At 55.7% G+C, this 23,623-nt stretch carries 32 protein-coding genes and 4 pseudogenes; 28 read left to right on the top strand and 8 right to left on the bottom strand.

The genetic code is table 11. From position 1 onward, the window contains the following. Positions 1 to 812 precede the first annotated feature (812 nt). Positions 813 to 1,469 carry a TMEM175 family protein gene (locus GCU68_RS17570; protein WP_152943899.1) on the bottom strand — a complete coding sequence of 219 codons (657 nt, stop codon included), beginning with the start codon at positions 1,467 to 1,469 and terminating at the stop codon, positions 813 to 815. A gap of 585 nt (positions 1,470 to 2,054) precedes the next feature. Between GCU68_RS17570 and GCU68_RS17565 the strand changes: the two genes are divergently transcribed. The 8 genes and pseudogenes from GCU68_RS17565 to GCU68_RS17530 all read left to right on the top strand — a co-directional run. Continuing rightward, complete coding sequence (locus tag GCU68_RS17565) at positions 2,055 to 2,345, top strand: hypothetical protein (protein ID WP_152943898.1); 291 nt, start codon at positions 2,055 to 2,057, stop codon at positions 2,343 to 2,345. Beyond that, positions 2,342 to 2,680, top strand: coding sequence for a DUF7558 family protein (locus tag GCU68_RS17560; RefSeq protein WP_152943897.1), 339 nt, complete (start codon positions 2,342 to 2,344; stop codon positions 2,678 to 2,680). Before GCU68_RS17565 ends, GCU68_RS17560 begins: the two co-directional genes overlap by 4 nt. Before the next feature lie 92 nt (positions 2,681 to 2,772). Beyond that, positions 2,773 to 3,132 (top strand): MarR family transcriptional regulator, encoded by a 360-nt coding sequence (locus GCU68_RS17555; RefSeq protein ID WP_152943896.1) that lies wholly within the window; start codon positions 2,773 to 2,775, stop codon positions 3,130 to 3,132. Continuing rightward, the gene (locus GCU68_RS17550) at positions 3,129 to 3,470 is read left to right on the top strand and encodes a PemK-like protein (protein WP_152943895.1); all 342 of its coding nucleotides are present in this window, start codon (positions 3,129 to 3,131) and stop codon (positions 3,468 to 3,470) included. The genes GCU68_RS17555 and GCU68_RS17550 overlap by 4 nt, the downstream gene beginning before the upstream one ends. A gap of 100 nt (positions 3,471 to 3,570) precedes the next feature. Beyond that, a pseudogene (locus tag GCU68_RS21750) lies at positions 3,571 to 3,796 on the top strand (DUF7558 family protein). Between the two features lie 166 nt (positions 3,797 to 3,962). Continuing rightward, positions 3,963 to 4,529 (top strand): DUF7342 family protein, encoded by a 567-nt coding sequence (locus tag GCU68_RS17540; protein WP_152943894.1) that lies wholly within the window; start codon positions 3,963 to 3,965, stop codon positions 4,527 to 4,529. After that, positions 4,522 to 4,905, top strand: coding sequence for a hypothetical protein (locus GCU68_RS17535; RefSeq protein ID WP_319633700.1), 384 nt, complete (start codon positions 4,522 to 4,524; stop codon positions 4,903 to 4,905). Before GCU68_RS17540 ends, GCU68_RS17535 begins: the two co-directional genes overlap by 8 nt. Before the next feature lie 93 nt (positions 4,906 to 4,998). Then, a pseudogene (locus tag GCU68_RS17530) lies at positions 4,999 to 5,384 on the top strand (4Fe-4S dicluster domain-containing protein); the annotation flags it as partial. Between the two features lie 16 nt (positions 5,385 to 5,400). Here the strand turns inward: GCU68_RS17530 and GCU68_RS17525 are convergent. Beyond that, positions 5,401 to 5,709, bottom strand: a complete 309-nt coding sequence (locus GCU68_RS17525) for a DUF5789 family protein (protein WP_152943893.1) — start codon at positions 5,707 to 5,709, stop codon at positions 5,401 to 5,403. 302 nt (positions 5,710 to 6,011) lie between these two features. Between GCU68_RS17525 and GCU68_RS21745 the strand changes: the two genes are divergently transcribed. The 13 genes and pseudogenes from GCU68_RS21745 to GCU68_RS21410 all read left to right on the top strand — a co-directional run bounded on the left by GCU68_RS21745 (position 6,012) and on the right by GCU68_RS21410 (position 11,724). Continuing rightward, positions 6,012 to 6,329, top strand: coding sequence for a hypothetical protein (locus GCU68_RS21745; protein WP_394352491.1), 318 nt, complete (start codon positions 6,012 to 6,014; stop codon positions 6,327 to 6,329). A gap of 7 nt (positions 6,330 to 6,336) precedes the next feature. Then, positions 6,337 to 6,695, top strand: a pseudogene (locus tag GCU68_RS21740) (DUF7558 family protein). A 100-nt stretch (positions 6,696 to 6,795) separates the two neighbouring features. Next, positions 6,796 to 7,098 (top strand): hypothetical protein, encoded by a 303-nt coding sequence (locus tag GCU68_RS17510; RefSeq protein ID WP_152943892.1) that lies wholly within the window; start codon positions 6,796 to 6,798, stop codon positions 7,096 to 7,098. Then, positions 7,099 to 7,611 carry a hypothetical protein gene (locus GCU68_RS17505; protein ID WP_152943891.1) on the top strand — a complete coding sequence of 171 codons (513 nt, stop codon included), beginning with the start codon at positions 7,099 to 7,101 and terminating at the stop codon, positions 7,609 to 7,611. Positions 7,612 to 7,748: 137 nt separating this feature from the next. Continuing rightward, on the top strand, positions 7,749 to 8,105 hold the full coding sequence (locus GCU68_RS21735) for a hypothetical protein (protein ID WP_152944107.1): 357 nt from the start codon (positions 7,749 to 7,751) through the stop codon (positions 8,103 to 8,105). Between the two features lie 21 nt (positions 8,106 to 8,126). After that, the gene (locus tag GCU68_RS21730; RefSeq protein WP_152943890.1) at positions 8,127 to 8,429 is read left to right on the top strand and encodes a hypothetical protein; all 303 of its coding nucleotides are present in this window, start codon (positions 8,127 to 8,129) and stop codon (positions 8,427 to 8,429) included. A 301-nt stretch (positions 8,430 to 8,730) separates the two neighbouring features. Further along, positions 8,731 to 9,099 carry a hypothetical protein gene (locus tag GCU68_RS17490; RefSeq protein WP_152943889.1) on the top strand — a complete coding sequence of 123 codons (369 nt, stop codon included), beginning with the start codon at positions 8,731 to 8,733 and terminating at the stop codon, positions 9,097 to 9,099. Beyond that, on the top strand, positions 9,096 to 9,665 hold the full coding sequence (locus tag GCU68_RS17485) for a hypothetical protein (RefSeq protein ID WP_152943888.1): 570 nt from the start codon (positions 9,096 to 9,098) through the stop codon (positions 9,663 to 9,665). The genes GCU68_RS17490 and GCU68_RS17485 overlap by 4 nt, the downstream gene beginning before the upstream one ends. A 224-nt stretch (positions 9,666 to 9,889) precedes the next feature. After that, on the top strand, positions 9,890 to 10,183 hold the full coding sequence (locus GCU68_RS17480) for a PadR family transcriptional regulator (RefSeq protein ID WP_152943887.1): 294 nt from the start codon (positions 9,890 to 9,892) through the stop codon (positions 10,181 to 10,183). Between the two features lie 92 nt (positions 10,184 to 10,275). Beyond that, positions 10,276 to 10,809, top strand: coding sequence for a DUF7342 family protein (locus GCU68_RS17475; protein WP_152943886.1), 534 nt, complete (start codon positions 10,276 to 10,278; stop codon positions 10,807 to 10,809). A gap of 8 nt (positions 10,810 to 10,817) precedes the next feature. After that, positions 10,818 to 11,252: a hypothetical protein gene (locus tag GCU68_RS21725; RefSeq protein WP_168927117.1), complete on the top strand. Its 435-nt coding sequence runs from the start codon at positions 10,818 to 10,820 to the stop codon at positions 11,250 to 11,252. Between the two features lie 71 nt (positions 11,253 to 11,323). Beyond that, positions 11,324 to 11,520, top strand: a pseudogene (locus GCU68_RS17470) (helix-turn-helix transcriptional regulator). A 33-nt stretch (positions 11,521 to 11,553) separates the two neighbouring features. Next, complete coding sequence (locus GCU68_RS21410; protein WP_008015348.1) at positions 11,554 to 11,724, top strand: hypothetical protein; 171 nt, start codon at positions 11,554 to 11,556, stop codon at positions 11,722 to 11,724. Positions 11,725 to 11,811: 87 nt separating this feature from the next. Here GCU68_RS21410 and GCU68_RS17465 read toward each other — a convergent pair whose 3' ends face one another. Continuing rightward, the gene (locus tag GCU68_RS17465; RefSeq protein ID WP_152943885.1) at positions 11,812 to 12,072 is read right to left on the bottom strand and encodes a MarR family transcriptional regulator; all 261 of its coding nucleotides are present in this window, start codon (positions 12,070 to 12,072) and stop codon (positions 11,812 to 11,814) included. Positions 12,073 to 12,193: 121 nt separating this feature from the next. Between GCU68_RS17465 and GCU68_RS21085 the strand changes: the two genes are divergently transcribed. Further along, a complete protein-coding gene (locus tag GCU68_RS21085; protein WP_161991520.1) occupies positions 12,194 to 12,451 on the top strand; it encodes a HalOD1 output domain-containing protein in 258 nt (85 codons plus the stop codon). 71 nt (positions 12,452 to 12,522) lie between these two features. Here the strand turns inward: GCU68_RS21085 and GCU68_RS17460 are convergent, their stop codons facing one another. Beyond that, positions 12,523 to 12,978, bottom strand: a complete 456-nt coding sequence (locus tag GCU68_RS17460; protein WP_227015038.1) for a hypothetical protein — start codon at positions 12,976 to 12,978, stop codon at positions 12,523 to 12,525. Positions 12,979 to 13,766: 788 nt separating this feature from the next. Between GCU68_RS17460 and GCU68_RS17450 the strand changes: the two genes are divergently transcribed. From GCU68_RS17450 to GCU68_RS17445, 3 genes are all read left to right on the top strand, one after another. Beyond that, positions 13,767 to 14,663, top strand: a complete 897-nt coding sequence (locus GCU68_RS17450) for a DNA-binding protein (RefSeq protein ID WP_152943883.1) — start codon at positions 13,767 to 13,769, stop codon at positions 14,661 to 14,663. 1,107 nt (positions 14,664 to 15,770) lie between these two features. After that, entirely contained in the window at positions 15,771 to 15,908 is a 138-nt protein-coding gene (locus tag GCU68_RS22200) for a DUF7563 family protein (protein WP_449411970.1), read from the top strand. A gap of 85 nt (positions 15,909 to 15,993) precedes the next feature. Beyond that, positions 15,994 to 16,878, top strand: coding sequence for a biosurfactant protein 1 (locus GCU68_RS17445; protein WP_152943882.1), 885 nt, complete (start codon positions 15,994 to 15,996; stop codon positions 16,876 to 16,878). Positions 16,879 to 16,957: 79 nt separating this feature from the next. Here the strand turns inward: GCU68_RS17445 and GCU68_RS17440 are convergent, their stop codons facing one another. Beyond that, positions 16,958 to 17,506 (bottom strand): hypothetical protein, encoded by a 549-nt coding sequence (locus GCU68_RS17440; RefSeq protein WP_152943881.1) that lies wholly within the window; start codon positions 17,504 to 17,506, stop codon positions 16,958 to 16,960. Between the two features lie 128 nt (positions 17,507 to 17,634). Here GCU68_RS17440 and GCU68_RS17435 point away from each other — a divergent pair, with 128 nt between their 5' ends. Then, positions 17,635 to 18,048 (top strand): MarR family transcriptional regulator, encoded by a 414-nt coding sequence (locus GCU68_RS17435; RefSeq protein WP_152943880.1) that lies wholly within the window; start codon positions 17,635 to 17,637, stop codon positions 18,046 to 18,048. An 810-nt stretch (positions 18,049 to 18,858) separates the two neighbouring features. On the opposite strand, the gene GCU68_RS17430 is transcribed toward GCU68_RS17435, so the two are convergent. Together GCU68_RS17430 and GCU68_RS17425 are read right to left on the bottom strand one after the other, a co-directional pair. Further along, entirely contained in the window at positions 18,859 to 20,046 is a 1,188-nt protein-coding gene (locus tag GCU68_RS17430; RefSeq protein WP_152943879.1) for a DUF5305 family protein, read from the bottom strand. Then, positions 20,039 to 20,335 carry a hypothetical protein gene (locus GCU68_RS17425; RefSeq protein ID WP_161991519.1) on the bottom strand — a complete coding sequence of 99 codons (297 nt, stop codon included), beginning with the start codon at positions 20,333 to 20,335 and terminating at the stop codon, positions 20,039 to 20,041. Before GCU68_RS17425 ends, GCU68_RS17430 begins: the two co-directional genes overlap by 8 nt. Before the next feature lie 70 nt (positions 20,336 to 20,405). Here GCU68_RS17425 and GCU68_RS17420 point away from each other — a divergent pair, with 70 nt between their 5' ends. Next, positions 20,406 to 20,624 carry a hypothetical protein gene (locus GCU68_RS17420; RefSeq protein WP_152943877.1) on the top strand — a complete coding sequence of 73 codons (219 nt, stop codon included), beginning with the start codon at positions 20,406 to 20,408 and terminating at the stop codon, positions 20,622 to 20,624. A 1,012-nt stretch (positions 20,625 to 21,636) separates the two neighbouring features. Here GCU68_RS17420 and GCU68_RS17410 read toward each other — a convergent pair. Further along, entirely contained in the window at positions 21,637 to 22,569 is a 933-nt protein-coding gene (locus tag GCU68_RS17410) for a PQQ-binding-like beta-propeller repeat protein (RefSeq protein WP_227015036.1), read from the bottom strand. Between the two features lie 408 nt (positions 22,570 to 22,977). On the opposite strand from GCU68_RS17410, the gene GCU68_RS17405 reads away from it, so the two are divergent. Beyond that, positions 22,978 to 23,496, top strand: a complete 519-nt coding sequence (locus GCU68_RS17405; protein ID WP_152943875.1) for a hypothetical protein — start codon at positions 22,978 to 22,980, stop codon at positions 23,494 to 23,496. Positions 23,497 to 23,623 lie beyond the last annotated feature (127 nt).

The raw sequence follows: 23,623 nt of genomic DNA, 5'->3' as shown, positions 1-23,623 counted from the left end.
GTTACGCGTTCCGAACGACCGAAGTCGGGAGTCACTCATTTCATTCGTCGAGTGTGTTCTCGTCGAACTCACGCATGCAGACGTCGGTGCCGAGTGTCAATCATCGAATATCTGAGGGGTCAAACGAACACAGTACATTGCAGCCGATACAGTTGGCGAGAGATTCAAAAAGCGCCATTACGACGAACGGCTCGGCTGGCACGAACAGACGATGCCTCGGCAGGACGTCCGTGATGAACTGATCAACTGCCTCTCACGGCCCGCGTCACTAGTGTAGCTTCAACGGTGAACTTGTGAGTACATCATCCTACGATCAAACTGCCAGTTCCAACTCATTTTTCCGAAGCCCTGCAAGATATACGCGCGTATCGGTCACTGGCCAGTTGGCGTCTATCGGTGGTTGGAAGTGAGAGAGACAGGGTACGTCTCTACCAGTACGAACGCTGGGCGAACAGAGGGTTATCAAGCGGAGTAGGGCGCTAAAACCTCGCGCTTCAGCGCGGGGATACAGCGCCCGCACGTAGTTTTAAGAGGTTCTACGGCGGACTGAATGCTATCCGAGGCGGTCTATCCGCCCTATCCCAATGAGACAGTATCGGGATTCGCCCTTTCGTCGTGGAAGCACCCCTTCCATCAGACGAACAGGGTGCAGGAAGCACAAGATAACTCCGAATCCCCGTCTTCTCAACGGTGGATAGGGGTAACGGTAGCGTGGCACTGCCAGCATTCTCTCGGGGATGTGAAACCGTAAATCTCCCAACTCAGCAAGCTTCGGCTTGTGGGAAGCTCCGCCGTTTACAGCGGAGAGGATGTCACTGAGGCTGGTTCTCTGACTCGGTCACCGACTCCTCGACGCTCGCGACAAGTCGTGACTCGAAAGCGCCGTTGAGGGGAACCAGCAATCCCCACGAGAGGACGGCCAGTAGCGGGTTATACTGGGCGAGGATTGCCGATCCCGCGAACACGATCGGAGAGACGAGAAACCGTGCCGCCTGAATCTCGACCGTTCGTGAGGTCAGTCCCGCTTCGAGGAGGCGTTCTCTGGAGACGTACCCCCACAACAGCGCCAGCGAGAATCCAGTGAGTGACAATATCCCTGCGTAGAACGCGATGCCGAACCCGGTCGGGTAGGCGACGAACACGCTCGTGGCGTACGGAACGAACGCGACCAGGAGTAAGAACAGAAGATTGAGCCAGACCACGCTGCGGTCGTGGCCCTCAACGTAGACGAACACGCGCCGATGTAACGTCCAGTAGAGGCCGATCACTAGAAAGCTCAGCACGTACCCGACGAACTCGGGCCACTGCTCAGCGGTGAGGTCAGGCACGACCGCAGTCGTGCTTCCGGCAGGAACCGTCGGAACGCTGATTTCCAGCACCAACAGTGTGATAGCAATCGCGATGACGCCGTCGCTGAGCGCAATCAGTCGGTCTGTTTCCTCGGATTCGAGGCGGAACGGAAGTGCCATATATGATATAGACTGTCGATCGTCAATCCATTATTGCGCCTCTACCGAGTATTTCTGGCAGAGCTGAAACTCACACCGCTGAACAGCAGCTGCCAATTTCGTTCGATGAACGGGACGCGCACGTTCTGTACTTCTCAACTTGAGTCGTTCCTACCACGTGCCTAATCGGCAACAAATACCCAGACCTATCTAACGACTCGTTCGTGGGCGACCGCGCTGATGAATCTATCCTCTATATCTTGCACGCCATTACTATCAGTTCACAGTTCAAATCTGCCACTGCACGGATGCTGATACTCACAAGTCGAAGGTTGAAACACCACTAGCGACAAATCAGAGTCATACCCATCCTGTTGAGGAACCAGATACGTTCCGGGTGAAGCCGACGTGGCAGCTGCGAACAGGCCGACGGACCAGCAAGAGGTAATCATCAGCCGTCAGTACTCGAGTCCGCTGTTGAATATCGGTTACTGACTCCAGTACGCATCACCTAGTATCTTCGACTCGACTGTGCTTCCAGCAGTGAGTTTATCGGCGCCGTGAGGCATGAGGCGCGCTCAACAGTGAGCCGTCATGTGATTTCCAATGACTGATCCAAACCCGATTGACGACACTGCAGACGATTACAGCCGGTTCGAAGCCAGACTCGTTGCCCGTGATCAGGATGCAACTCGCGTCGTGACCGCAGATATCGGCGATACAACCGCCCGAAAGCTCGTTACTGAACTCATCGATAACGATGTGGTGACACCAGTCCCTGGCAAGCGGGTGTTCGTCCACGAGCCAAGTGGGACTGCCTTTGACTCGAGCACCCAACTTGCTGTCTTCCATCAAGGTTGGACGGCTGCTCGCAATGCCGACGAGGTGGGTGAGTGACACAGCAGACACTCACTGGCTGTGCGTTCTGCGACGCCCTGCCCGGCGTCGAGTCTGGCGAGGCGCATACGTGGGGCCAAGACGAGCGAGTCACCCACCCAATCTGTGTCGACTGCGCTATCCAGGCGGAGCCGGACCCTGACGAGTTCGATCACTGCACCTGTGACGGCTGTGGGCTCGTCGTCGACGCGCTTGCAGCCCTCACGCGATTCCGCGTCGAACTCGGCAATCTCGAGGGCTCGCTACAGCTGTGTGCGCGATGTAGTCCCGGAGGTCCGGCGACGTACTGGACACGCGACCTCGAGGAGCACCTCATCGCGACGCCGACAGAGTGAATGACAGAGTCTGACCTGCCTCAGACGTGAGTGTGCTCCTCCTGTAACAAACACCCAAAATAGCTATGCACCCACGCTACCAACAATAATCTATGTCGAGCGGCACCATTGATATCGACGAGTTCGAGAACGCCGACGACGATGAATTCGAGGAACGAAACGACACCGAGCGGATCGTATTGTTCCTTGACGAGAACGACGACCGGGCGTGGAAGGCGGCGACGATTGCTGAACAACTCGAACTGGATACGGACGCTGTCAGTGCCATCCTCTCGCGACTGAAGGAACGAGGTCTTGTGCGGCACAAGCGCCCGTACTGGGCGATCACAGACAACGAGGACCGGCTTCGAGCCGCCTACCGGCTTCACCAGCACCACCAGACTGCAGACGAGCAGTACGGCGAGGAGCATCTCGAGGAGTTGAAAACTGACGAGATGGAGGAAGTGCAGTGACCGCGTTCGGTGAACTGGAACGCGGTGACATTATCTGGGGGACCGATCCGCTCTCGGACAAAGGTCGTCCGATGCTCGTTCTGGGAGCACCTCGGTTCCCGAACCACGGCGTACAGCTGATCACCGTCCTGATCTCCACGAAGACCTACCACGAGGAGTCACTCACACTCCGCGACGACGACTACGAAGGCGAGCCACTCGGGGACCGAAGTCACATCCTTCCGTGGTCGCTCGCGACCCTCAACAGTGCGGCAGAGGTAGAATTCCATATGACCGCTCTCGTTGACGAACGGACCGAGGACGTGGCCACACAGTTAATCAGCTACATTTCTTCTTGAACGAACCGTGCTGTCGTCAACGGCGACACCGGGAAGTAGGAGCGACATCGGAGCAGGTAACACGAATACGTGGTGACAGGACAACCGTGTCACCCACCCGATGTGTGTCGACTGCACCATCCAGCCATGCCTGAATCCCAACGAGTTTGACCACCACGCCTGCGACAGCTGTGGTTCGTCGTCGACGCGCTTGCAGCCCTCACGCGATTCCGCATTGAGCTCGGAATCTCGAGGGGACAATACGACTGTGTGCGCGATGTAGTCCCGGTGGGCCAGCTACCTACTGGACACGTGATCTCGAGGAGCACGTCGTGAAGACTGCGTAAGTACTGGATGTGAATGTGAGAATTTGCTGGAGATTCTTGTTGAGCAAAAAATACGTCGAAAGTTCTGAACAGAGAACGACATGACTCGCTGAACGAAGCAGAAATAATTCAGCGTGTGGTAGATATATGGCCGGCTATATCGTTAGTCGGATGCAAGTGAGCACTGATGGACTTAACTGATACTCCCGACGACATTCGTGACTCAACTAAAAATCCTCCTGATTTTACCGAATGGGACTCCCCTGAAGAGGTCTTGAAGGGAGGGCCAACGCGAGAACGATTGCTCAGTGTCATTTTACAGCTACGGACACCAACGAAAGTGTCCAGAATCGCGGAGCAAGCAGACTGCGATACTGAGACTGCAAGGGACTACCTTGAATGGTTCACCTCGATGGGAATGACACGTGAGATCTCGGGACGACCTGTGAGATACGAACGCAACGAATCCTATCTCCAGTGGCGCAGAGTTGAGCAAATCCGAGACCAATACTCTGAGGCAGAGATCGTCGAAGAACTCAAAGAGACGATAAAACAACTCGAGGAGTATCGTGCCCAGTTCGATGCTGACAGCCCGGAAGACGTGTCTCTCATGGATCACACCAAGGAAGCGTCGGTCGAAGAAGTGTGGGAAGCACTGAGTGAATGGAAAACGCTCAAACAACGTGCAGAGCTGTTAGATACAGCGCGTCAGAACGCCCATCCCTCGAGTGGCGGTGCCAAAGTCGATGCCTGAACGCCGGCCAACTGATGACAATACTGTCCCAAAGGTCGGTGGCATCGATACCGACATTCTCGAACAAATTGGGCAGCATCTTAAACGAAGCAATCGCTTTGCAGAGACCGTCTTTCAGCAGGAATACGCACCAAGTTCAGTCGTCGCAGAATACGACATGGGGTACTTTCCAACTGCTATCGAGCGTACGTATCTTCAGGTCCGCTGGTACGAGACAGACGATTTCAACATCCACCACTCTGAGCAATACGACACTGGAAACCACTGGGAGTGTCGGTGGGACCACCATCCAAACTATCACAAGATCCGCTCGCATTTTCACCCACCACTGGATGCAACGACTCCTGGGGACGATGTCGAGTACGAGGAGGACTAGCGAGATGTGCTCTCGGACGTACTCGGCGACCTAGATGACCGAATCGAAGCGTTTTGGGAGTGAGAGATAAGCGGACACATGTTGAAAGACGGGTCCCTTCAACCATATTTTCAGCCCGACGATCTCCCAGGCGGTGAACTCGAAGAACAGCGCCAACTCCCGAGAACCGAGAGATGATCAAGATGGCCTCACGGTGTATTCAGTGTGGCTGTTGTACGTCGTCGTGTAATCCCTCACAGTTCGACGACGAGTATATCGGCCCCGCTGCTATCGTCAAGGGGTATCGATTCTACATGGACGAACGCGAAGGGGAAGACGTGAAGGAACATCGGTTGGAGCTACTCGATAAAGAACACAGGGTCTGGCAGTGTCACACGCAATTTTCGTGTACAGCCGTCTGTCCGAAAGACATCCCAATCACCGAAGAAATTCAGGAGATGATGCGTGAATCAGTCAAACAGAACCTGAAATTCTGGTAACAGACAACGAGCCTCTTCAGAACGATTGGTTCTGGTCGTCGTGCGGATCCTCGTAATCGTCTCCGTCAATGTTTGCTCCGCGATCATCGTAGTACTTCCTGCCAATGTAACTATCGTCGAGATTTCCATAAATTGAGTCAACGAGATCCTCGGCGGTTTCGTATATTTTGTCGTTGTCACTGGCTAGGATTTCATCGACCGTCTCTGAGTCAATGTCGTCGGGAGCATCGACAGTAGCGCCGCCGATTTGAGCGAGTACCGTTGCGTGATCTACTGGGTACTCGAACTCGTCTTTAAGCTCATCGTGTAATTGTTGGGGATTCATTGTATCCTACCTCTGGTGAGTAGCCGCCCGATCCACATCTCGGAAGAGAAGATCGTCTAATGCTGCGCCTCTACTCAGAGATACAGTCGCCTAGCGGAAAAGGTTGCCCCTTAATTTCGTTGGAGACGGTGTTCGCGCTCGATATCCTGCAACTGTGGGATCAGTTCAGAATCTCTTGCAACGTGGACGATGTAGCGAGGGACGTCCTGTGTCGTTCGGGCCATGAACGGTTCACCTCAAAAGCTCAAGAGCGCGTCTATCTGCTCGTTTTCAGTCCCACGAAGAATGAATGAGACGTTTTCATCGAGTTCGCACCAAACGGGTTCCTGTACCGTCTCGGCACCTGTACACTCCTGTACTTTCTGGGAACACCTCGGTTCCCGAACCACGGCGTACAGCTGATCACCGTCCTGATCTCCACGAAGACCTACCACGAGGAGTCACTCACGCTCCGCGACGACGACTACGAAGGCGAACCACTCGGGGAACGAAGTCACGTCCTTCCGTGGTCGCTCGCGACCCTCAACAGTGCGACAGAGGTGGAATTTCATATGACCGCTCTTGTTGACGAACGGACCGAGGACGTGGCCACACAGTTAATCAGCTACATTTCTTCTTGAGCGAACCGTGCTGTCGTCAACGGCGACACCGGGAAGCAGGAGCGACATCGGAGCAGGTAACACGAATACGTGGTGGCAGGACAAGCGAGTCTCCCACCCGATCTGTGACAACTTCCAGACGCGGCCGGATCCGGACGAGCATGACCACCATGCTTGCAACGGGTGTGGAGTGGTCGTCGACACGATTGCGGCGTCGCCGGCGTTTCACGCCGGCTTTCAGCGGGACCTTCGGTCCCGCCTGGCTCACGCGGTTCCGCGTTGAACTCGGCCATCTCGAGGGCTCTACAGTTGTGTGCGAGGTGTAGTCCCGGAGGCCCGGCGACGTACTGGATGCGCGACCTTGAGAAACATACCGTGTCTGACTGACGATCGGCTGATCGGCCGATCGGTCGTCGACATGAGGCGAGTAAGGCTCACATTGTACACACGATAAATGCTAAGTGGACTAGCTCACAATGTACACATAATGAGTAGCGACAAAAAGCGCGTCCAGTTCCGGGCGCCCCACCGACTTATCGACCGGGCCGACGCCCTCGCAGACGTCCTCGGGGAAGACCGGACGGATGTCCTCGTGACTGCGCTGCGAGAGTACCTCCAAGAGGCGGCCCATGACGACGCGCTCACGCAGGAAATCGCAGCTGCATACTACGACGACGAGATCTCCTTCGAGCAACTCAAAGCGCTCGTCGGTGCCGAAGAGGCGGCGAACCTCCGAGTGTTGAAACAGCAACTGGACGACGACTTCATCGACGAGGTCGCCGACGCGTAAATGTCGACGCTCATCGCTGACGCCTCTGCCCTCGTGAGTTTCGGGGTCGTTGCTGACGACGACCCCGACCCACTCGAGCTCTGTCTGTCCTGCTACGAGGTCATCGTCCCAACAGTGGTCATCGAGGAACTCCGAGAGATCGCCTCGTATGATGACGTACACGGTTGGGCTGCAACGACCGTCCTTGACCGAACTGAGATGCTTGAGACACGGTCGGTCGCTTTCGACGCCGAGTTTCCGCTTGATGACGGCGAAAACGCGGCTGTCACTCTCGCGAATGACCTCGATTCTGCACTACTGCTCTGTGATGAGTTCAACCAACTCGGCTTGATACACGCGTCGCTCGCTGACATCCGGCTCGTCACAACGCCGACGCTGCTTTCGGTACTTGTTCGCACCGAACAGCTGTCAGCTGCCGATGCTCGCGCTATTCTCGACGAGATCAGCGACGCCCGCAGCTGGGACGCAAACAGCTACGTGCAACGGGCCCGCTCGTTGCTCGAGGAGCCCTGACACCGACGCTGTCGCCCATCGGTTCTCAGTCACCGCCTTAGGACTCGTCCGTACTTGACCCCTGTTCGGTGCAGACCATGTGCGGGCCAGTCTTGTCGTCCCACATCTTCAACATACGAGCGCCCCTCGAGACGACTATAGATTGCCCTGCATGCGACTCACCGGTTACGCTCGAAGTGGGCCCGGAGCAACCACCTTCGACATCACTTCCCGACGCGCTCCTTGCGGCCGAAGAAGACGAGTGTATTGAGATTACCCGAAATTGTTGGACCTGTGGCTGGCACGAAGACCGACAGATTCGCGTCGAATCGATTGAGGCGACCGAAGGAGACGAGGCCGCTGTCGAGCGAGCCATGCTTCTCGACGAGATCACCGACGAACTCTCGACCATCGACAGTTTGGCAACGCTCAAAGATACTCTTGCCGAGGTCCGCCGGCAGCGTCGGCTTGAGCCAACGACCACAGAGACAGACAGAGACACCACGGGTGAATAGCGATGACCCAATGGCGACGCCCTGTACGACGTTCGTGAACGAACCGGAGACCCCAAGCACGCATCGGTCGACAAGGTAGTTAAGCTCGTGTTCGAGCGCGCACAGAACCCTCGAGAAGATCACCAGGATGCGCATTTCGACGCGGCGATGGCAACCGCCGTGGACAGATACGGGACAGAACCCGTCCGTACGGTCATCCGTCGCGTCCTCGTCGAGCATTATCCGTTCCGTACCGCCACGACTGACCTCGAGATGCGCAACATCGACGGCATTCGTATCGGGACGACGGCTGGCTGGTTCCTTGAGGAGCTGAACGAACAGTAAGACGACTGAGACGAATCTCGTGAAAGTCCCCGGCTGCTCAGTATTCTCCAGATAAACAAGGCGAGTGCTTCGGGGCTTGACCCCGAGGCAGTTGACGACCGCCGTTACTAGTCTCGTTATACTCGGTGATTGCAGTATTAGGTATAGCCGAGGCATAGTCGCGATGATGTCCAACGGAGATCAAAGTCACAGGCACACGACGCTATTGGAGTATCCGATTCCTGACTCTGAGACTTTGATGTGCAAGCTCTGTGCAATCGCCGAAACCGTTATCACCCTATGTGCAGAACTTGCACATAGAATGGGCACGAGCAACGACCCACGACGGGTTCATTTCCAGTCACCGGAGTACCTCATCGACCGGCTTGATGCCATCGCCGACCTCTTCGACAAGGATCGGACGGATCTCCTCGTCGAGGCCATTCGGGAGTACATCGAAGACACTGCCGACAGCGAGACGTTCCAGGAGTTGGTCGCAACGAAGTACTACGACGACCAACTCGAGTTCGAGACGGTCAAGCAGTTGGTCGATGCTGAGACGGCCCAGCGGCTCCGCCTCCTCAAAGCGGACCTCGAAGACGAGCCACTCGATCTCGCTGCCCCCGACGACGTCGACGTCTACGAGGGCGATGTGACGACGGTCGACACCGCGGCCGACGATGATCGATGAGCGGTCCACGACTGCGAACGGTCGTCGCCGACACCAGTGCACTCGTCAGTCTCGCCGTGCCCCGTGCCAACGCTGCCGTTGACACCGGCGCTTCGGACCCACTCCAGTATCTTCTCACCTCCTGTGACGTGTTCGTGCCACCGGAAGTGGTCGAAGAACTCCGCGACATCACACAGTATCAGGATATCCACGCCGCGGCTGCGAGTAACGTCCTCGCGGCCCGCAACCACTACACGGTCGAGGATCCCTACGAACGCGACGATATCCCGGACTCTCGGCCGATTTTCGGCCTCGATGACGGGGAAACTGATGGCATCGTTCTCGCGAACGCGCTCGCCGTCGACGGGTTTCTCACCGACGAGTTCGGCGGAACGAACTTTCCACTCATCCACGCCGTGCTTCAGGGGCCGCGGATCATCCCGACGCCGCGGCTCATCTGCGACTACTCCCGGAACGGGCATATGACCAAGGAGGAAGCGAGAACACTGATCACGACGATAAGCCCACATCGTAGCTGGGAGAACAGCCCCTATGTCACGCAATTGCTCCAGCGCCTCGAAGAGTAGTCTGTCCTGCGATCGGCACGTTCCGAGTGGTGCATCAAAAGTGGCCGAGCGAGTGGGGTAGAGACGAAACTTTCCCTTCACAGGAACAGTCAACATCACTTCGGAACGCCCTGTGTGTGTAACATGTTGTGTCCCCTTGGAAATCGCCAGGGATGGTGAGAAAAAATTTCTGTGGTGTCACTTGGTCCCGAAACCTTCATCGGTCAATATACTCACATTCAGATATGTACGATCTCACTGCATTCCAACGTGACATCTTGTACGTGATTGCTGGCCAGGGCGACCCACATGGCCTCGCGATCAAAGACGAACTCGAGGAATACTACGAGAACGAAATCCACCACGGACGACTGTATCCAAATCTCGATGACGTCGTCGACAAAGGACTCGTCGAGAAAAATAAAGTCGATCGTCGGACGAACTCCTACACGATCACAGCGCGTGGCCGACGCGAACTCGAGGCCCGGCGAGAGTGGGAAGATCAGTACGTCGGTGAGCTACTCTCGAGTTCGGAGTGAGGCGATCGCGGCCGCTGAGCGTACGTGTTGGATCGGGTCAGGAAACTATTCCTCGAAGCAAGAATTATATCCGTAGCCACGCAAGAGCGAGTATGTCCAACACAGAGTCTCCGGATGGTCCCCCATCCTTTGAGAATGCGTTTCGTGACGATGATGTCGAACAGCGCATCTACGGGACAATCCTTCAGACCCGCGAGCCTGCAACGGCGAGCGCCATCGCAGAGCAGGCCGAATGCGACCCGAAGACAGCCCGAAAATATCTGGGCTGGTTCAGTGACCTCGGGATCGTCACGCACCACGATGGCCATCCGACGACTTACGAGCGCAATGATGCATACTTCCAGTGGCGGCGCATCAATCAGCTCGCTGCCGAGCACACCATCGATGAACTCCAAGAGCACGTCCGCACGCTCACGACACGGATTACAGATTACGAAGAAACGTACGATGCCACAACGCCGGCAGCCGTCGACGCCGTCGATGCTGCAGAGACGAGCGACGAACGGACAATCGACGATGTATATAGCGACCTTGCCGACTGGGCGACCGCTCGAGATGAGCGCAAGCGCTACGAACGCGCCCGTCAGCAACGCGCTGGCGCCGAGACCGACCAAGCATCCGGATAATCCCATTGATGACGCCGCCTGCAGGAGATGGACGTAGCCCCGCGCCTATCGACCGTCCAGTTCTTGAGTTTCTTCAGACACGCCTCCAAGCCACTGCTCAGGTCGCTCGAGCGACTATCACGGATGCGAGTGGACATCTTGAGCTCTATGTGACACTCGCACCATCGTACTATCCTGAAACCGTAGAGGAAGCGAGTCTCACTGTTCGCTGGTACACGAACGACGACTTCAAAATCCATTACCGAGAGGTGCATCCTGATCACGCCTGGGAGTGCCGGTGGGACAGGCATCCGAACCCTCACAATACGCGAGACCACTTTCATCCTCCGCCCACTGCCCCGACACCTGGCGAGGACAGTTCGTGGCCAAGTGATCATCGGGATGTACTGCGGGTCGTCCTCGATACGGTCGAAGAACGAATCACCAGCTTGTGGGACGAATGAGCCATCAGTGATGGCAGTTTTTCTGCGCCAAAGTAGATGTCCTCACCCGTTTCCAACGTGACCTGCTGTATGTGATCGCCGACCAGGACGACCGCATGGCCTCGCGATCAAAGACGTACTCGAGGAGTACTACGAGAACGAGACCCACCACGGACGACTGTATCCGAATCTCGACGAGGTCGTCGACAAAGGGCTTGTCGAGAAAGGCCAAGTCGATCGTCGGACGAACTCCTACATCTACTTCCGAGCGTGTGCTCGTCGCAACTGATAAAGGGACACAACGAGTATGTTCAATATAGAGATGGCGTCCAGCACCGATTCCTCGGCGACGGTCGACGAAGAAGCCCGCCGACTATATGAGCGATATCAGTCGGCCGAGAGTGATGAGGAACGCCACGAGATCGCCCTCGAGATGGGGAAACTTGACGGACGCCGCCACGCGGAGATTTACGCAGCACTCGAAGACGAGTGAGCGGTTCTTCTTCCAGAGATCTGTGTGCGGAGTCGTTCGAGACTCGCGACTAGCTGAATTTCGATTCAGGGGTGTCGCCAGCGGGGTTCATTCTGCCTCAAGGTTGCGAACATCAAGTTCGCCAGCGAGATACTGCTCTCCTTGCCGCGTGATGTCGTAGACACCGTTGCCAAGATGAACCAGGAGTCCATACTCGACGAGCGTCTTGCAGCGAGCGTTGATGTGTTGTCTAGAGAAGCGTACACGGTCGCTCTCGGCCATTTCTTTGGGTGTATCGGGTCCAGCGTCAGCTAGATGTTCCAGAATCCGATCGTCAGCGCGAGACATCCAGTCAGCGTCAAAGCGCATACTCCACTCTGCTTGCGCCGACAGTATCCCACACGCGCTAAGTCAAGTATTGAGTCTATACGCAACTGTAGTTGACTCCAAACCCTTTAAGCATCGTCAACCCGAAGCACTGATTGTTCAAATGGATCGATCATCGAGAAATGGGGATAGCTCATCAACCGATCTTGTCGTTGCAATCATTGAGACGCTTGAAGCATGTGGACTTGACCGTGACGACTACCAACTCTACGACACTGTTGATGCCGAAGTACTTGAACAGTTGCTTGACTCAGCGACTCGAGATCTCGAAATTCGATTCACTGTCGAAGGTATTCGGATTGCTGTGACGTCGGATGGTGTCGACGTTTTGGCTGACGAACCAGCCAGTGCGTTAGATTAGTCGCGAAATCACGTGAGTACGAAGCCCGCAACCACTCAGGTTCTCGTAGTTCTTCTTACCGTACTGTCCGCTCACTCAGAACGAGACGATCGATACCCTGCAATGGATTCGGCAAGGACGTAGACGACTACTGTGAGCAGAATTACAACGAGTCCGATAGTGCCGAGTGAAATTGTCACAATTGTCCTATCACCACCGTAAAAGATCACCGCACCTGTGCCGAAGAGGACAGTGAGCATTGCTATGTATCTCCACCGCGCTTCAATCGGAATCATTCCGTCTTCACCTCGGACAGCGAGATAGAAATGTGCACCACCAAGGACGAGGCCGTAGAACAAGAAGAATCCAGCTACCGGTGTTGTGCCCGTTTCTGGACCGATAGTGTAGCGGTCAATCAGAAACAAGGCGACAATCCCCAGCACCACGGCGGCAATGTGAATGGTCGTATCACGTGAGACCATGACCTCAATTGAAGGATATCTAACATAGATTTTCTGTTCGCTTTCCTGTACTGTTCGGTGGATCACCTATAGTGTGCGGATGTGGCACCGAAACAGCTGTGAAGGAGTTAGTCTCGGTGAGTGGCTTGCAATCATCGCTTTCGATAACAGGGAGAAAGCCCCTGGCACGCTCGAGTCCCGCGCCTCGCTGCGCTCCTCACAAGTTGCGGTGCTTGTGTCGACGGGGTTCCTCGAGCGTGCCAGCCCCTTTCAGCCCCACCCACGTGGACTGATTGGGATGCTGTTGCGTTGGTTGCCCGCTCTTGGTATTCGGCCCGCCCCGCTCGCCGCGTGCCGCCCTCCGCGTCGCTCGCGACCGACCATTCCGGGCTGCGGTTCGCTCCTGACGTCGCTCACCGTTCCGGGCTAAAGTGAATCTGGTCTCGACGCCAGCATTAAGCGCGTTTTCGGTTGCGCCCCTCGCGGGCTTTCGCGTTCCAGCGCTTGGTGCCGCCTGCGCTGTCGCGCGCCACACCGCTGCGCGCGTTCTCGACGACAGTCGCGCTGGACACGGACCCGCAGTCCGGGCCGGACACGAGAAACGGCTTAAAGCTGGCCGCTCGCTTCGGGCGGGTCGCCGAGGCGCTCACACCGTTCGCGCCTCGAGCCTGCCTCGCTCCGCTCGGCAGGACGCCGCGCGGTGCTGGTTGAGACAGCTCATTCAGGCGCGCTCTCGCTCGCGCCCAGATGGGCGCTCGCGAAGGCGCGAGCGCGAGCGCGCAGATAGATCTAGTCGGTCAGTGTCGTCGGAAAACCGCGATGGTGAGGCATCGCGGTGGCAGGCGCGTGAACGCCTTCAGAGTTAGTGAACTCCAATGTCTAGTAACAACTCGAGTAGCAAGGTCGTTACGGTCGATGAACAGGCACTCAAACAGGCGGACAAGCAGACGGTCGATGAAGACGGCTTCCCGGTCGTCGACGAGACGCCGGAATTCGAGGCAACGGTCGAGCAAGAGGTCCAAGCAAAGGTGGATGCGAACCACCCAGACGGGATCGTCGATACGAGCAATGAGCGGATTTACGGTGCCACCCTCGAGCAGGAAGAGCGCATTCGAGCACGAGAAGACGAACTCGAGCGAATCAGTGCCCAGGCCGAGATAGGAACACAAGAAGGTCGTGCAAAACGGACACGAACGATCGCTGCGAACCAGAGCAAAGCGCGGCGTCTCGAGTTCCAGAAACGGGCGGCGAGCGTGGATCCGATGGCGGATCCGGAGCGAGCGGATCCCCGTGCAGAACTCTCTCGAGAGCAGTTAGCGGCTGTGAACAAGCAGTCGATGCGACTCGCAAAGCAGTTGGATGGCTGGTCTCGAGCGGCGATCAGCCGGCGATTGGGAGAGGCCGTCGTTGGTGGCCAGGACTTGACGAGTGCGGTCGTCAACGTGTTCGAGGAACTGCAGACGGCACCCGGACACGTCATCCCCATCGCGAAACTCGAGGAGGTCTCTCGGAAAGAAGTGAGCATTGAAGGGCGTGTCGAAACCCTGTGGGATCCCTCCCATCCAAGCATCGCACAGGTCGGGCTCATCGCGGACGACAGTGGCCAGACGCGTGTGACCATCTGGAAGTCATCGGATGCGCCATGGATCGAAGAAGGCGAGCAGGTGCGAATTCACAAGGCTGCTCGGAACTGGCACGAAGGACGTGTCTCACTGGCCGTGACCGGGTGGTCGATGATCCACTTCCCCGAGCGCGGCCGCTGGTGGGAATAGCCGAGACGAAGCCCCTTTTTTGCTGGTGTAAACGCAGTCACCGCCACCTCCCACCACCTCCACGGTCCGGGCTGCTCACGGCCGGTGGCCGTTTCGCTGCCGGGCTTTCGCCACAGCATAAATCCGTCCTACGACTTTGCCATCACCTAGTAGTAGTTAGTAACACGACTCCTTCATTCAGAAATATGCCTGGAACTGAGTCAAGCAATTCGGTAATTACATCTGCTTATTGACTGGATTGGGAGTTCGCAGTAGTCGTGAAATGTCGTTTGAGGATTCTGCCTGCACCAAGCAGTAAGAACAGACACCCGCTGACTATCACGAGATATAGCCCTGGCTCAATCACATATCGGTCTACTGTTCTGTAGGAATTATATGTAGAACCTCCCCAGAGGAGCAGGATGCCCCCGGCTCCGATGAGAAATCCATCAGGGTTCCAATCCTGTTTCCAAGCTACGACGACAGCCAATACGACGGAGACAGCAAGTAGCACACCGACCGCGTCGAACCCTTGAAGACCAGTCTCTAACCCAGAAACCCATTCAGACGTATAGTACGATTGCCCATCAGTAGAACCGACTGGCTGTTTGCGTACCCAAGGGATCCACGCCCCCACGACAACCATCACGGCGCCTAATATCGACGCTAAGAGGTACGCAACGGATGGTTTTCGGCCCATATCTTGTCTACTCTTTTCCTGCGGTAAGTGTTTTCTCTGTACTGACCGCGAGTTTCGCAAAGAGTCCTGAACAAAGGAATCCTGCTACTGCCTACTGATAGAGCGGTTTCTGTGCCCCACGTGGGGTGAGGGGCGCTCAGAGTTACACATCGCCCCTCGTGAACATCATGACTCTCAAAGAGATTTACGAGACAACGTTCGACGAAGACATCCAGCCCGACTCGAGCGCCAGTCCGTGTCCCAACTGCAACGGACGGGTGACCACTAACGCAGTCGAAACTCGTTGTGAGGACTGCGGACTCCTTATTGAACCGCAACAATACCAGACCCAGAAAAGAGTCAATCTCACTTAGATAGAATGCTATTGAGAGAAATAACACAAGCATTGGAACAAGATATTTACTACAGTAGCAACATAGATTTGAATAATGCCGAAATGTGATGGGTGTGGCTCCCATGTCACCGAGAACTATTTCCGGGTTTTCGCTGTTGATGGGAATCTGCCAGCGTGTATCCATTGTGCCAGCAACCGTGAAGTTCGAGAAGCAGGACTCCGCCAGCAATAGCGTCTCAGTGGTATCATTTCTAGATCTTCTCTACCGAACTGGGACCTGATCAAGACGTGAGAGCATACAACCCACTACCCAATCAATGACTGATCGAGATTCTGACTTTGAGGAGCTCCGTCCGACCGGCGAAGCGTCGCATATCCCAGATGGGACACTCAGCGAGTGTACTGACGGTGAACCTGATCGACAGCGAGTTGCGACGGCGACGGCTGGATATCCAGATACACCAACGGAAACGGATACCGAGTGTCGCTCCTGTGTGGCATCGATTCCAGCCGACCGAACCAAATGCCTGTTCTGTCTCACCAACCATCTCGAGAACTTCTCTTCTGAGACAGACGCACCAGCAACAGAGTGGACACTGCTTGGCGTCGTTCACATGCTTGTTGAGTCGTCGACGTTCTACGGCGCTGTCGCGAAAGGCGGGGCCGCTGCGACGCTCCTTGCCTCGAGTGCGACGGAATCAACCGTCGATGACTGCACGATCATCTACGATCTCGAGGACGAGCCCGCAGCTCAATTGACCGATCAGTGGCCTGTACTACCCGCTGCAGTACGGATCTCGTCCACTGACGGTGAGCAGCTTTTCGCAGCGGCCCATGATCGAACAGCGTGGACTGACCAATCAGCAGTGGATAGCGACTGCGAACCAACAACCTATCTCTACGATGAGGGTGGATCCGGCATTCGCGATGAGAAGCGACTTGCGACGCTGCTCGACAATTCCGGCGATGATGCGTGGCTAGTCCCCACAATTGCTCTCCAGCAGGCACCTGGCGAGAGTGAACTTGAGCATCAGGACAGTGGCATTCCAACCAAAGAACGCCTCGAGTGTCACCAGTGCGGACGCACAACCGATCATCGATTCAGTGATCATGAATCGGTTCCCGACGAAACCTGGACCGGCCACGCAATCTGGGAGTGTCTGGTTTGCGGGACGCCGCGCTATGGGCCGAGCCCAGAATGAGGTGCTCCGCGTCATGTCTTAACCAACAGACGACGATGGTGCAGCGTGGATGTTGGTTAACCACTGCTTCAAGCTTAGCTCACGGTAGCTCGCCCGTCACGTCGACAAGGTTCTCTTCGGTTCGCCACTGATGCAGCCGTTCTTCTCGGTCAAATAGCTCGAAGACACCGTCTTGCATCCAACCGAACGGATGCTCCTCGTCCTCGTACTCTCGCTTAAGAACGTGACTTTTCGCGAAGTACTCGGTCGTGCCGACGAGCAATCCCTGTTCAACAAGGAAGTCACTTGGCTCTTTTTCGGCGACACCAACGAGGAACGTCACGATATCAGCTATCAGACAAAATTTCTGAATGCTGTTGTCCCACTCTCCACGGATGTCGACCATCCGGAACGCATACGCATCGGTGCGACGGTTGAGACGGTCAACCACCAAATTTAGCCGTCGGATCGGCTCTCGATCGTAGTTCCCGAGCACGAAGTACGACCGGTCATTCTCGTAGATAGGGTTCAACTCACTCAGAGAGTGGAGGATCTCTTCGTTATTGACCAGCGTTATTTCTTCTTCGTCAAGTCGATTTTTGGCGCTTTTGAGAACGTCATCAGGAACAGGCGACTCCTCGTCAGTCATCATGTAAGCCTCTTGTGACGGGGAGATATGGTTTACGGAGTAAATTACCCACTCAAGAATGTATGATTTACTGTAGAGTGATTTACTTAGGGGTAAACTACTTGTCGCCATGCCGTGTATCGTATGGTATGAGCACCGAACTTGGGACTACTGGGGAGATGGAACCTCGCGAACTCGTCCACTTCGTCACCCAGCAGACGCGATTCGCCCTCGTCAGCAACATCCTCCAGCATCCTGATCAACTCCCGTCGATGTACGAACTCGAGGAACTCAACCCTAGTGTCAGCGACGCTACCGTCTACAAACACGTTCAAAAGCTGATCGACGCCGGTATCGTCAAAGAGGTCGCACTCGACGACGGCGAGCGCAGGCAAGGATACCCATGGAAGTTCTACGGACTCACTAAGGAGGGGCGTGAGTTCCTCGACAATCACAATCTCCTCGCAGCCGAGGAGACGCTACAACAGATCTACGAGACGATCTCCGATAAGCCTGAGAAGATGATTAAGTACGAGAACGCACCACGTCCCGCCAAGTCGTAGCCTAATTGACCGACCAGTGGCCTGTGTTTCCCGCTGTAGTACAGATTGAATCTGCTGACAGTGGGAAACTTCTCGCGGTGGCCCGTGAGTAAATGATTGCTGCTCCGTTGCCTACTTGACCTGCACTTACCGCAGAGGGTGCAAAACCGATCATGTTCTAAGGATTCCAGCAGAGCCGAAAATTTCGATCACCGTTGTCCTCCAGTTGATCGTAACATCAACAGCATCTTACGCCTCTTGGCGCTCGCTCGAGTCGGCTGTTATATGCGGAACAGGCGCAATACCACGGCCTTCTGGCCGTGGATACGCGCCGTCATTCGATGATGCCACCCACCGACAGAAGCATAGCCCGAGTTTCCAATCCTAACGTTCAAATCACAAGAAACCCTACATTATGGCAAGGTCAGGTCGGAACGGAGCGGATTCCGAACGACCTTCGGAGGTCGTTCGAGAGAGCGTCGCTCTCTCGTGATGACGAAAATCTTTAATTTTCGAACCACGGTCAACCCGCCAATCCAATGAGACAGTATCCGAAACGCCAACGCGGTGAACGCGAATCTTTGAAGGATTCGGCTCATGCCCGTCGGTTGAGCAAGCCCGATGATACCTCCGAGTCCGTCGACGCGTCAGCGACTTCCTGCTGGCAAAAACAACAGCTGGGTGTCAACGATGCTGAGGATAGGAGTAACGGCCACTTGGCATGGCCAGACAGCCACCGACCACGACGACTGGGTTAGACGCGAACTCCCGAAAAGTGGCGGAGTCATGGTTGTAAACCTGAAACTCCCACCGCTCGGGATTCCTGCGTCTTCAGGCGCAGGAGGATGTCAATCGTGACTCTTCCTGTTCCTGTCCCCGCCCTGAATCGGCTGGTGGCTCATAGACGTAGATTCCACCTTCGTATTCGACAACGTATCGATCCTGATTCACATCTTCGAGGACGGCCGCCTCTACGTCGATAGCCAACTGGGCAAGTTCTCCTAACGTCGGGACGGTGGCGACAGGATGGTCGCAATCAGCGTGTTCTACGGGATAGTCGACACGGACGATTACGTCTTCGGCCGCGTCACGGTCGGCCAGGTAGGAAAGCCATGCCCGTTCAGCGTCGGTGGGTGACCGCCGGCACGCGAGGGCGGTTGCGCCGGCACCGACGACGCCAACGGCGACCAGCGTCGGCCCACCGATCGTGTGGAGTGGACCGTAGCTTCGCGGCGCCGCTACGGTCTCAGTTTCAGTCCCCGTCTCCTCGAGAGGTTCGTCGACGTCGATGCTGTACATCGAACCCTCGTGTGTAAGGTCGATTCGGAACGTTCGGGTCATTGAGACCGAGTCAGTCCCGATCTCGCCCTCGACGGTGACAATTGCGTTGATGTAGGTCTCGACATCGCCAGGACTTGCTCCGAGATTTGTCTCAATCTCGTCGATTTGCTCTTCGAGATGGGAGACGTTCAGATTGAACGTCGCGACGACCTCCTCCCCGGACTCAACATCCGTTCGATTGGTGTGGTCAAGTTGCTCTGAGTCTGACCAGTAGACGACGTCATCGCCAGCAGCTCGGGTCACGCGCTCGAGTTCGAGAGAGACAGTCACGTTGTCGCTGCGGTCAGCATCGTAGCCGACGGCAACGTCCCCGTGTACCGCCGGCGAGAGGTCGGTGTAGTACACCGGTTCGTCAGTGACAGTTGCGACGGTGTCAGCCGTCGATTCGTTGTCGGTTGCCACTTCGCCACCATCGTAAATCGGAGTCGACTCACGGATGTCCGCACCGTGTGTGACCGTTCCGGACAGCGTCCACGAGTCGGTCACACGCTGTTCGGTCTGCTCACTAGGTGCAACGTATACCGTATACGACAGCCAGCCGCCGATACACAGCAGGCAGACGATTGCCAGCACGGCAAGCACTCGCTGATCGTAGAGGCGGACCCGTATCCGTCGGAATAACTCGTTCATCGCCGATACATCCTCGCGTCGGTCGCTGTCGATGCTGTCATCAGTCATCCTCTTCGAATCGCTGTCTGTGATCGGTCCGGTCCGAGCACGAGCGGTGACACCGGTACCGAATCCGTTTCCGTCTCTCACGGAGGTCCTCGGCGGTGAGAGCACGACCGAGCGCGTACGCACTATCGTTGATCGAGGCGGTGATCACACCGAACGGCAGCCACGGATGGACGTCGTAGAGCCCGGCGATCACGGACCGGGGCAATACGTGCAGATACCGACGCTCGTCGATTGACCGCTCGTAGTGACCCGTCGTTTCAGGTGCCTCGAGCGTGGCCGCCACGGTCACCTTGTCACGCCTCGACACTACCACAGTCTCTCGCTCGAGGTCAACCCCCTCGGTTGGCTCGAGGTAGGCGATGACCGGTGTGAATCCGGCGTTCGAGATACGATACGACGTCTCGGCGGTTCCACCAGGTTCGACGATCAGGTCACCATCGGGCGCCGGCTATGAGCTGACGATCGAACTGGCGTCGTTACCGACGCCGTCACAGTCGGTCTCGAGGGCCCAGATGTACATGCTGTCGTTGAACGGAAGCTTCACATCAAGGAACCGACAGCGATGGATTCGTGACTGATCGCGATCACAATAAACGATACTACAGAGTACAAAACTCGAGAATACTTCCTTCAGTTGATGACGCGTGTTATTCGGCACAATCTTAACAATATGACAATGCTCATCAGGTACGCCGAGCGGCTGAAATCTGCCATGAAAATGATCGCCAGAAGGAGAAAATTGAAGACGATGTTCAGTGGGATCTTAATGAGTTGCGGTCGCTGATTGGTCATACAGAACGGCGATCGACACCGCATGAGCCGTTCCAATGACGGTCATACTGAGAAGAACGCCAATATACGGGAGATTAGCAAGCCATCCCGAGACCAGTCCAAACACCACGATTAGCATGAACAACAAGATACCGTGACCACGCGACCGCTGCCAGCTCTCTTTTGGCGCGGCTCGTAACGTTTCTACGTGTAGAACAGCAATTGGGAGGTAGAATAGCCGAACTACAACGAAGGTTAACACAGCGAACGCGGCAACTGTGACAAGTAACGAGTTTGGTGAGAAATCCAGGTCTATCGCTGAACCCGAGTGCTCGAGGAGAGACAAAAGTAAGATCCCACCAATGTAGGCACCAAACCGCCGTGTACGGAATGCGGTTTCACTCACACGAATCATTGTTAACCAGCCAGCAGCGGCGACAATCCCGATTGCAATGATTTCGAGGCCAGTGGCGTATGCGAAAACGCTGAGTGGCAGGTCAACAAGCGTATCGAGTGATCGACTTGTCCCTGTCGTTCCCGTTGGATACAGTGGGTACGTGATCTGCAATGTAGATTCTGAAACAGACGGTTGTACTGGGAGTGGGTCTCGCTCTCGAAATACGTCAACCAACGTCAACAGGCATCCGGCAACGAGAAACGGTCTCCAGATCACGGGGTCTGACCGAAGTTCGGAGAGAATCAGTGTAATCGCTGATGGGTCATCACCATAATTAGTATCTCGTAACTGATCATCGGGAGAGCGTTCTGGAATCGAATCCGAGTGTCTATCGTCGTTCGACCCGGGGTCTTTCATTCCGTTCATGCTGTCCCCTCCAGAGCGATAACGCGGTGTCGATTCGTCACGTACAGTCGTCCGTCCCCGACGATCGGCGGTGACAGAGGGACTTCCGATGGCGTGTATTCGAATAGTTCCGTACCTGTATTCACGTCGAACGCGCGAAGTGAATACCCCTGCTCGACGGCATAGACGACGCCGTCAGCAACGACTGGTTGCGTCTCGCCGTGGAATTCCCTTGACCAGTGCAACTCGCCCGTTTCAAGATTGAGCGCATGGAATTCAGCATCGCCATCACTCAGCAGTACCGTGTCATCCGTCACGGCCGCTGTTCCCTCAGTTGCGTTTCCATCAAGATCTCGTTCCCAGATAGAATCTCCATCGTCGAGATTGAGCAACGCGACACCAGACCGGGACATAACAACTATTCCAGCATCTGTTACCGGTGTACACAATTGCATCTGATCGGCGCGTTCCCGTTTCCATATCTGCGATCCGTCCTCGAGATTATATGCTGAGACCTGGTTTGGCCAGTTAGCGACAAATAGTGTTTCATCCTGGATCGTCGGCCGTCCGAACGAAGCCGAGGCAATCTCGTCTTCCTCAACGGTCACGCGCCAGTGGACAGAACCATCGCTAGCGCTTATCGCAGCGATGTCGTTTGTCCCAACAACAGGCGTGTAGATGGAGTCCTCGTAAGCGACTGGATCAACCGTCGGAGTGTGCTCGATCGTCGGCCGGTACTCTCCGTATGGCGGTCCTTTCCAGCGTTCGCTCCCGATACCACGACTGGTTCCCGGGACCTTGATCCCGCCACTAGCGTTCACCCCGTACACTCCACCTGTTGACGTGACAGCAAGGGTCGGCGTTCGGTATGGATCCGCTTTGACAACAGCGAAACTGGACGTGTACGGTCCCTGTCGAACAAATCGTTCGGTTCCATCCTCGACGTTCACTGCGACTACACCTGTCCCGGCTGCGTAAAGGGTCTCTCCGAGTCGAATAGGGGCGCTCGCACCATGAAACCACGGTGGTGCATCGTAGACCCATGCAAGTTCGACGTCAGACGTCGGCCCTGTCACGTTCGGATTATGTCCGGTCCCCGCCGGATCGTACTGAGACATCGGCCAGTCGCGTTCTGATGTAGTCGTCTCAACTGACGTTCCAGCGACAGTAGCAATATATCCGCCGACCGTAATAGCGGCAGCTCCGGTAAGGACACGTCTTCTAGAGGGCATTCAAGTCCGCTTGCTATGAGTCACTCCGTCTAATTTATTCTGTCGGTCTTATAACGAATCAAGAATCCACCATCTGATTTCGGTTAGAACGGTTGAATTTTTATTTGAGAATGGTGATTGTGAATCATGGCTTTCCGTCGCCCTTTCCTCCTCGTCGGAGGTGTTCTCGTGTTATGTGTCCTCCTCGCCGCAACCGTGTTCGCAGTCGGCACACCTGAACCGACAGTCACGCTCGAAAATCAAGACAACGAGACTCACTATGTAACGGTGTATACTGTCTCCGACGAAGACGTAGCTGGCTATCTCAACTTTGAAGTGACGACTGACGATGGAGATCGCCGACTTGTCACATATGAAGACCTGGTTTGGCCTAGGTACTACGAGAACGTGACGCTTGTCGATGACGGCGTCAACACGCAGACATTCATCGTCAAACCTGGCGAGACAAAACATGGTATCGTTAACGAGTGGTCACAGGGGGACGTAACAGTGTACATCGACGAGCGTGGACCCGAACGGAAACACGACAACTCTCGCACTGTCTCCTGTGGGAGCCGCGGCCAGTCGCACTCGCTCACGCTTCAGGAGGCTGGATCTGGAAGTTCGATTTCCTGTGCTGGAGGGTTTGGATGGATCTTCAGATAATCAGTTTTTCTGAAAACCCTTCAAAAGAACAATAAATAGGTCATAGAACGCGGTTATATAGACACACTAATTTGATTAGTACAGATAAAATACAAAATGACCAATATCCGGCGAGGGAGAAATAGTA

Origin of the sequence: Natronorubrum aibiense (assembly GCF_009392895.1) — an archaeon.
In the GTDB taxonomy this organism is placed as follows: domain Archaea; phylum Halobacteriota; class Halobacteria; order Halobacteriales; family Natrialbaceae; genus Natronorubrum; species Natronorubrum aibiense.
This window is presented reverse-complemented; position numbering and strand designations above follow the sequence as displayed.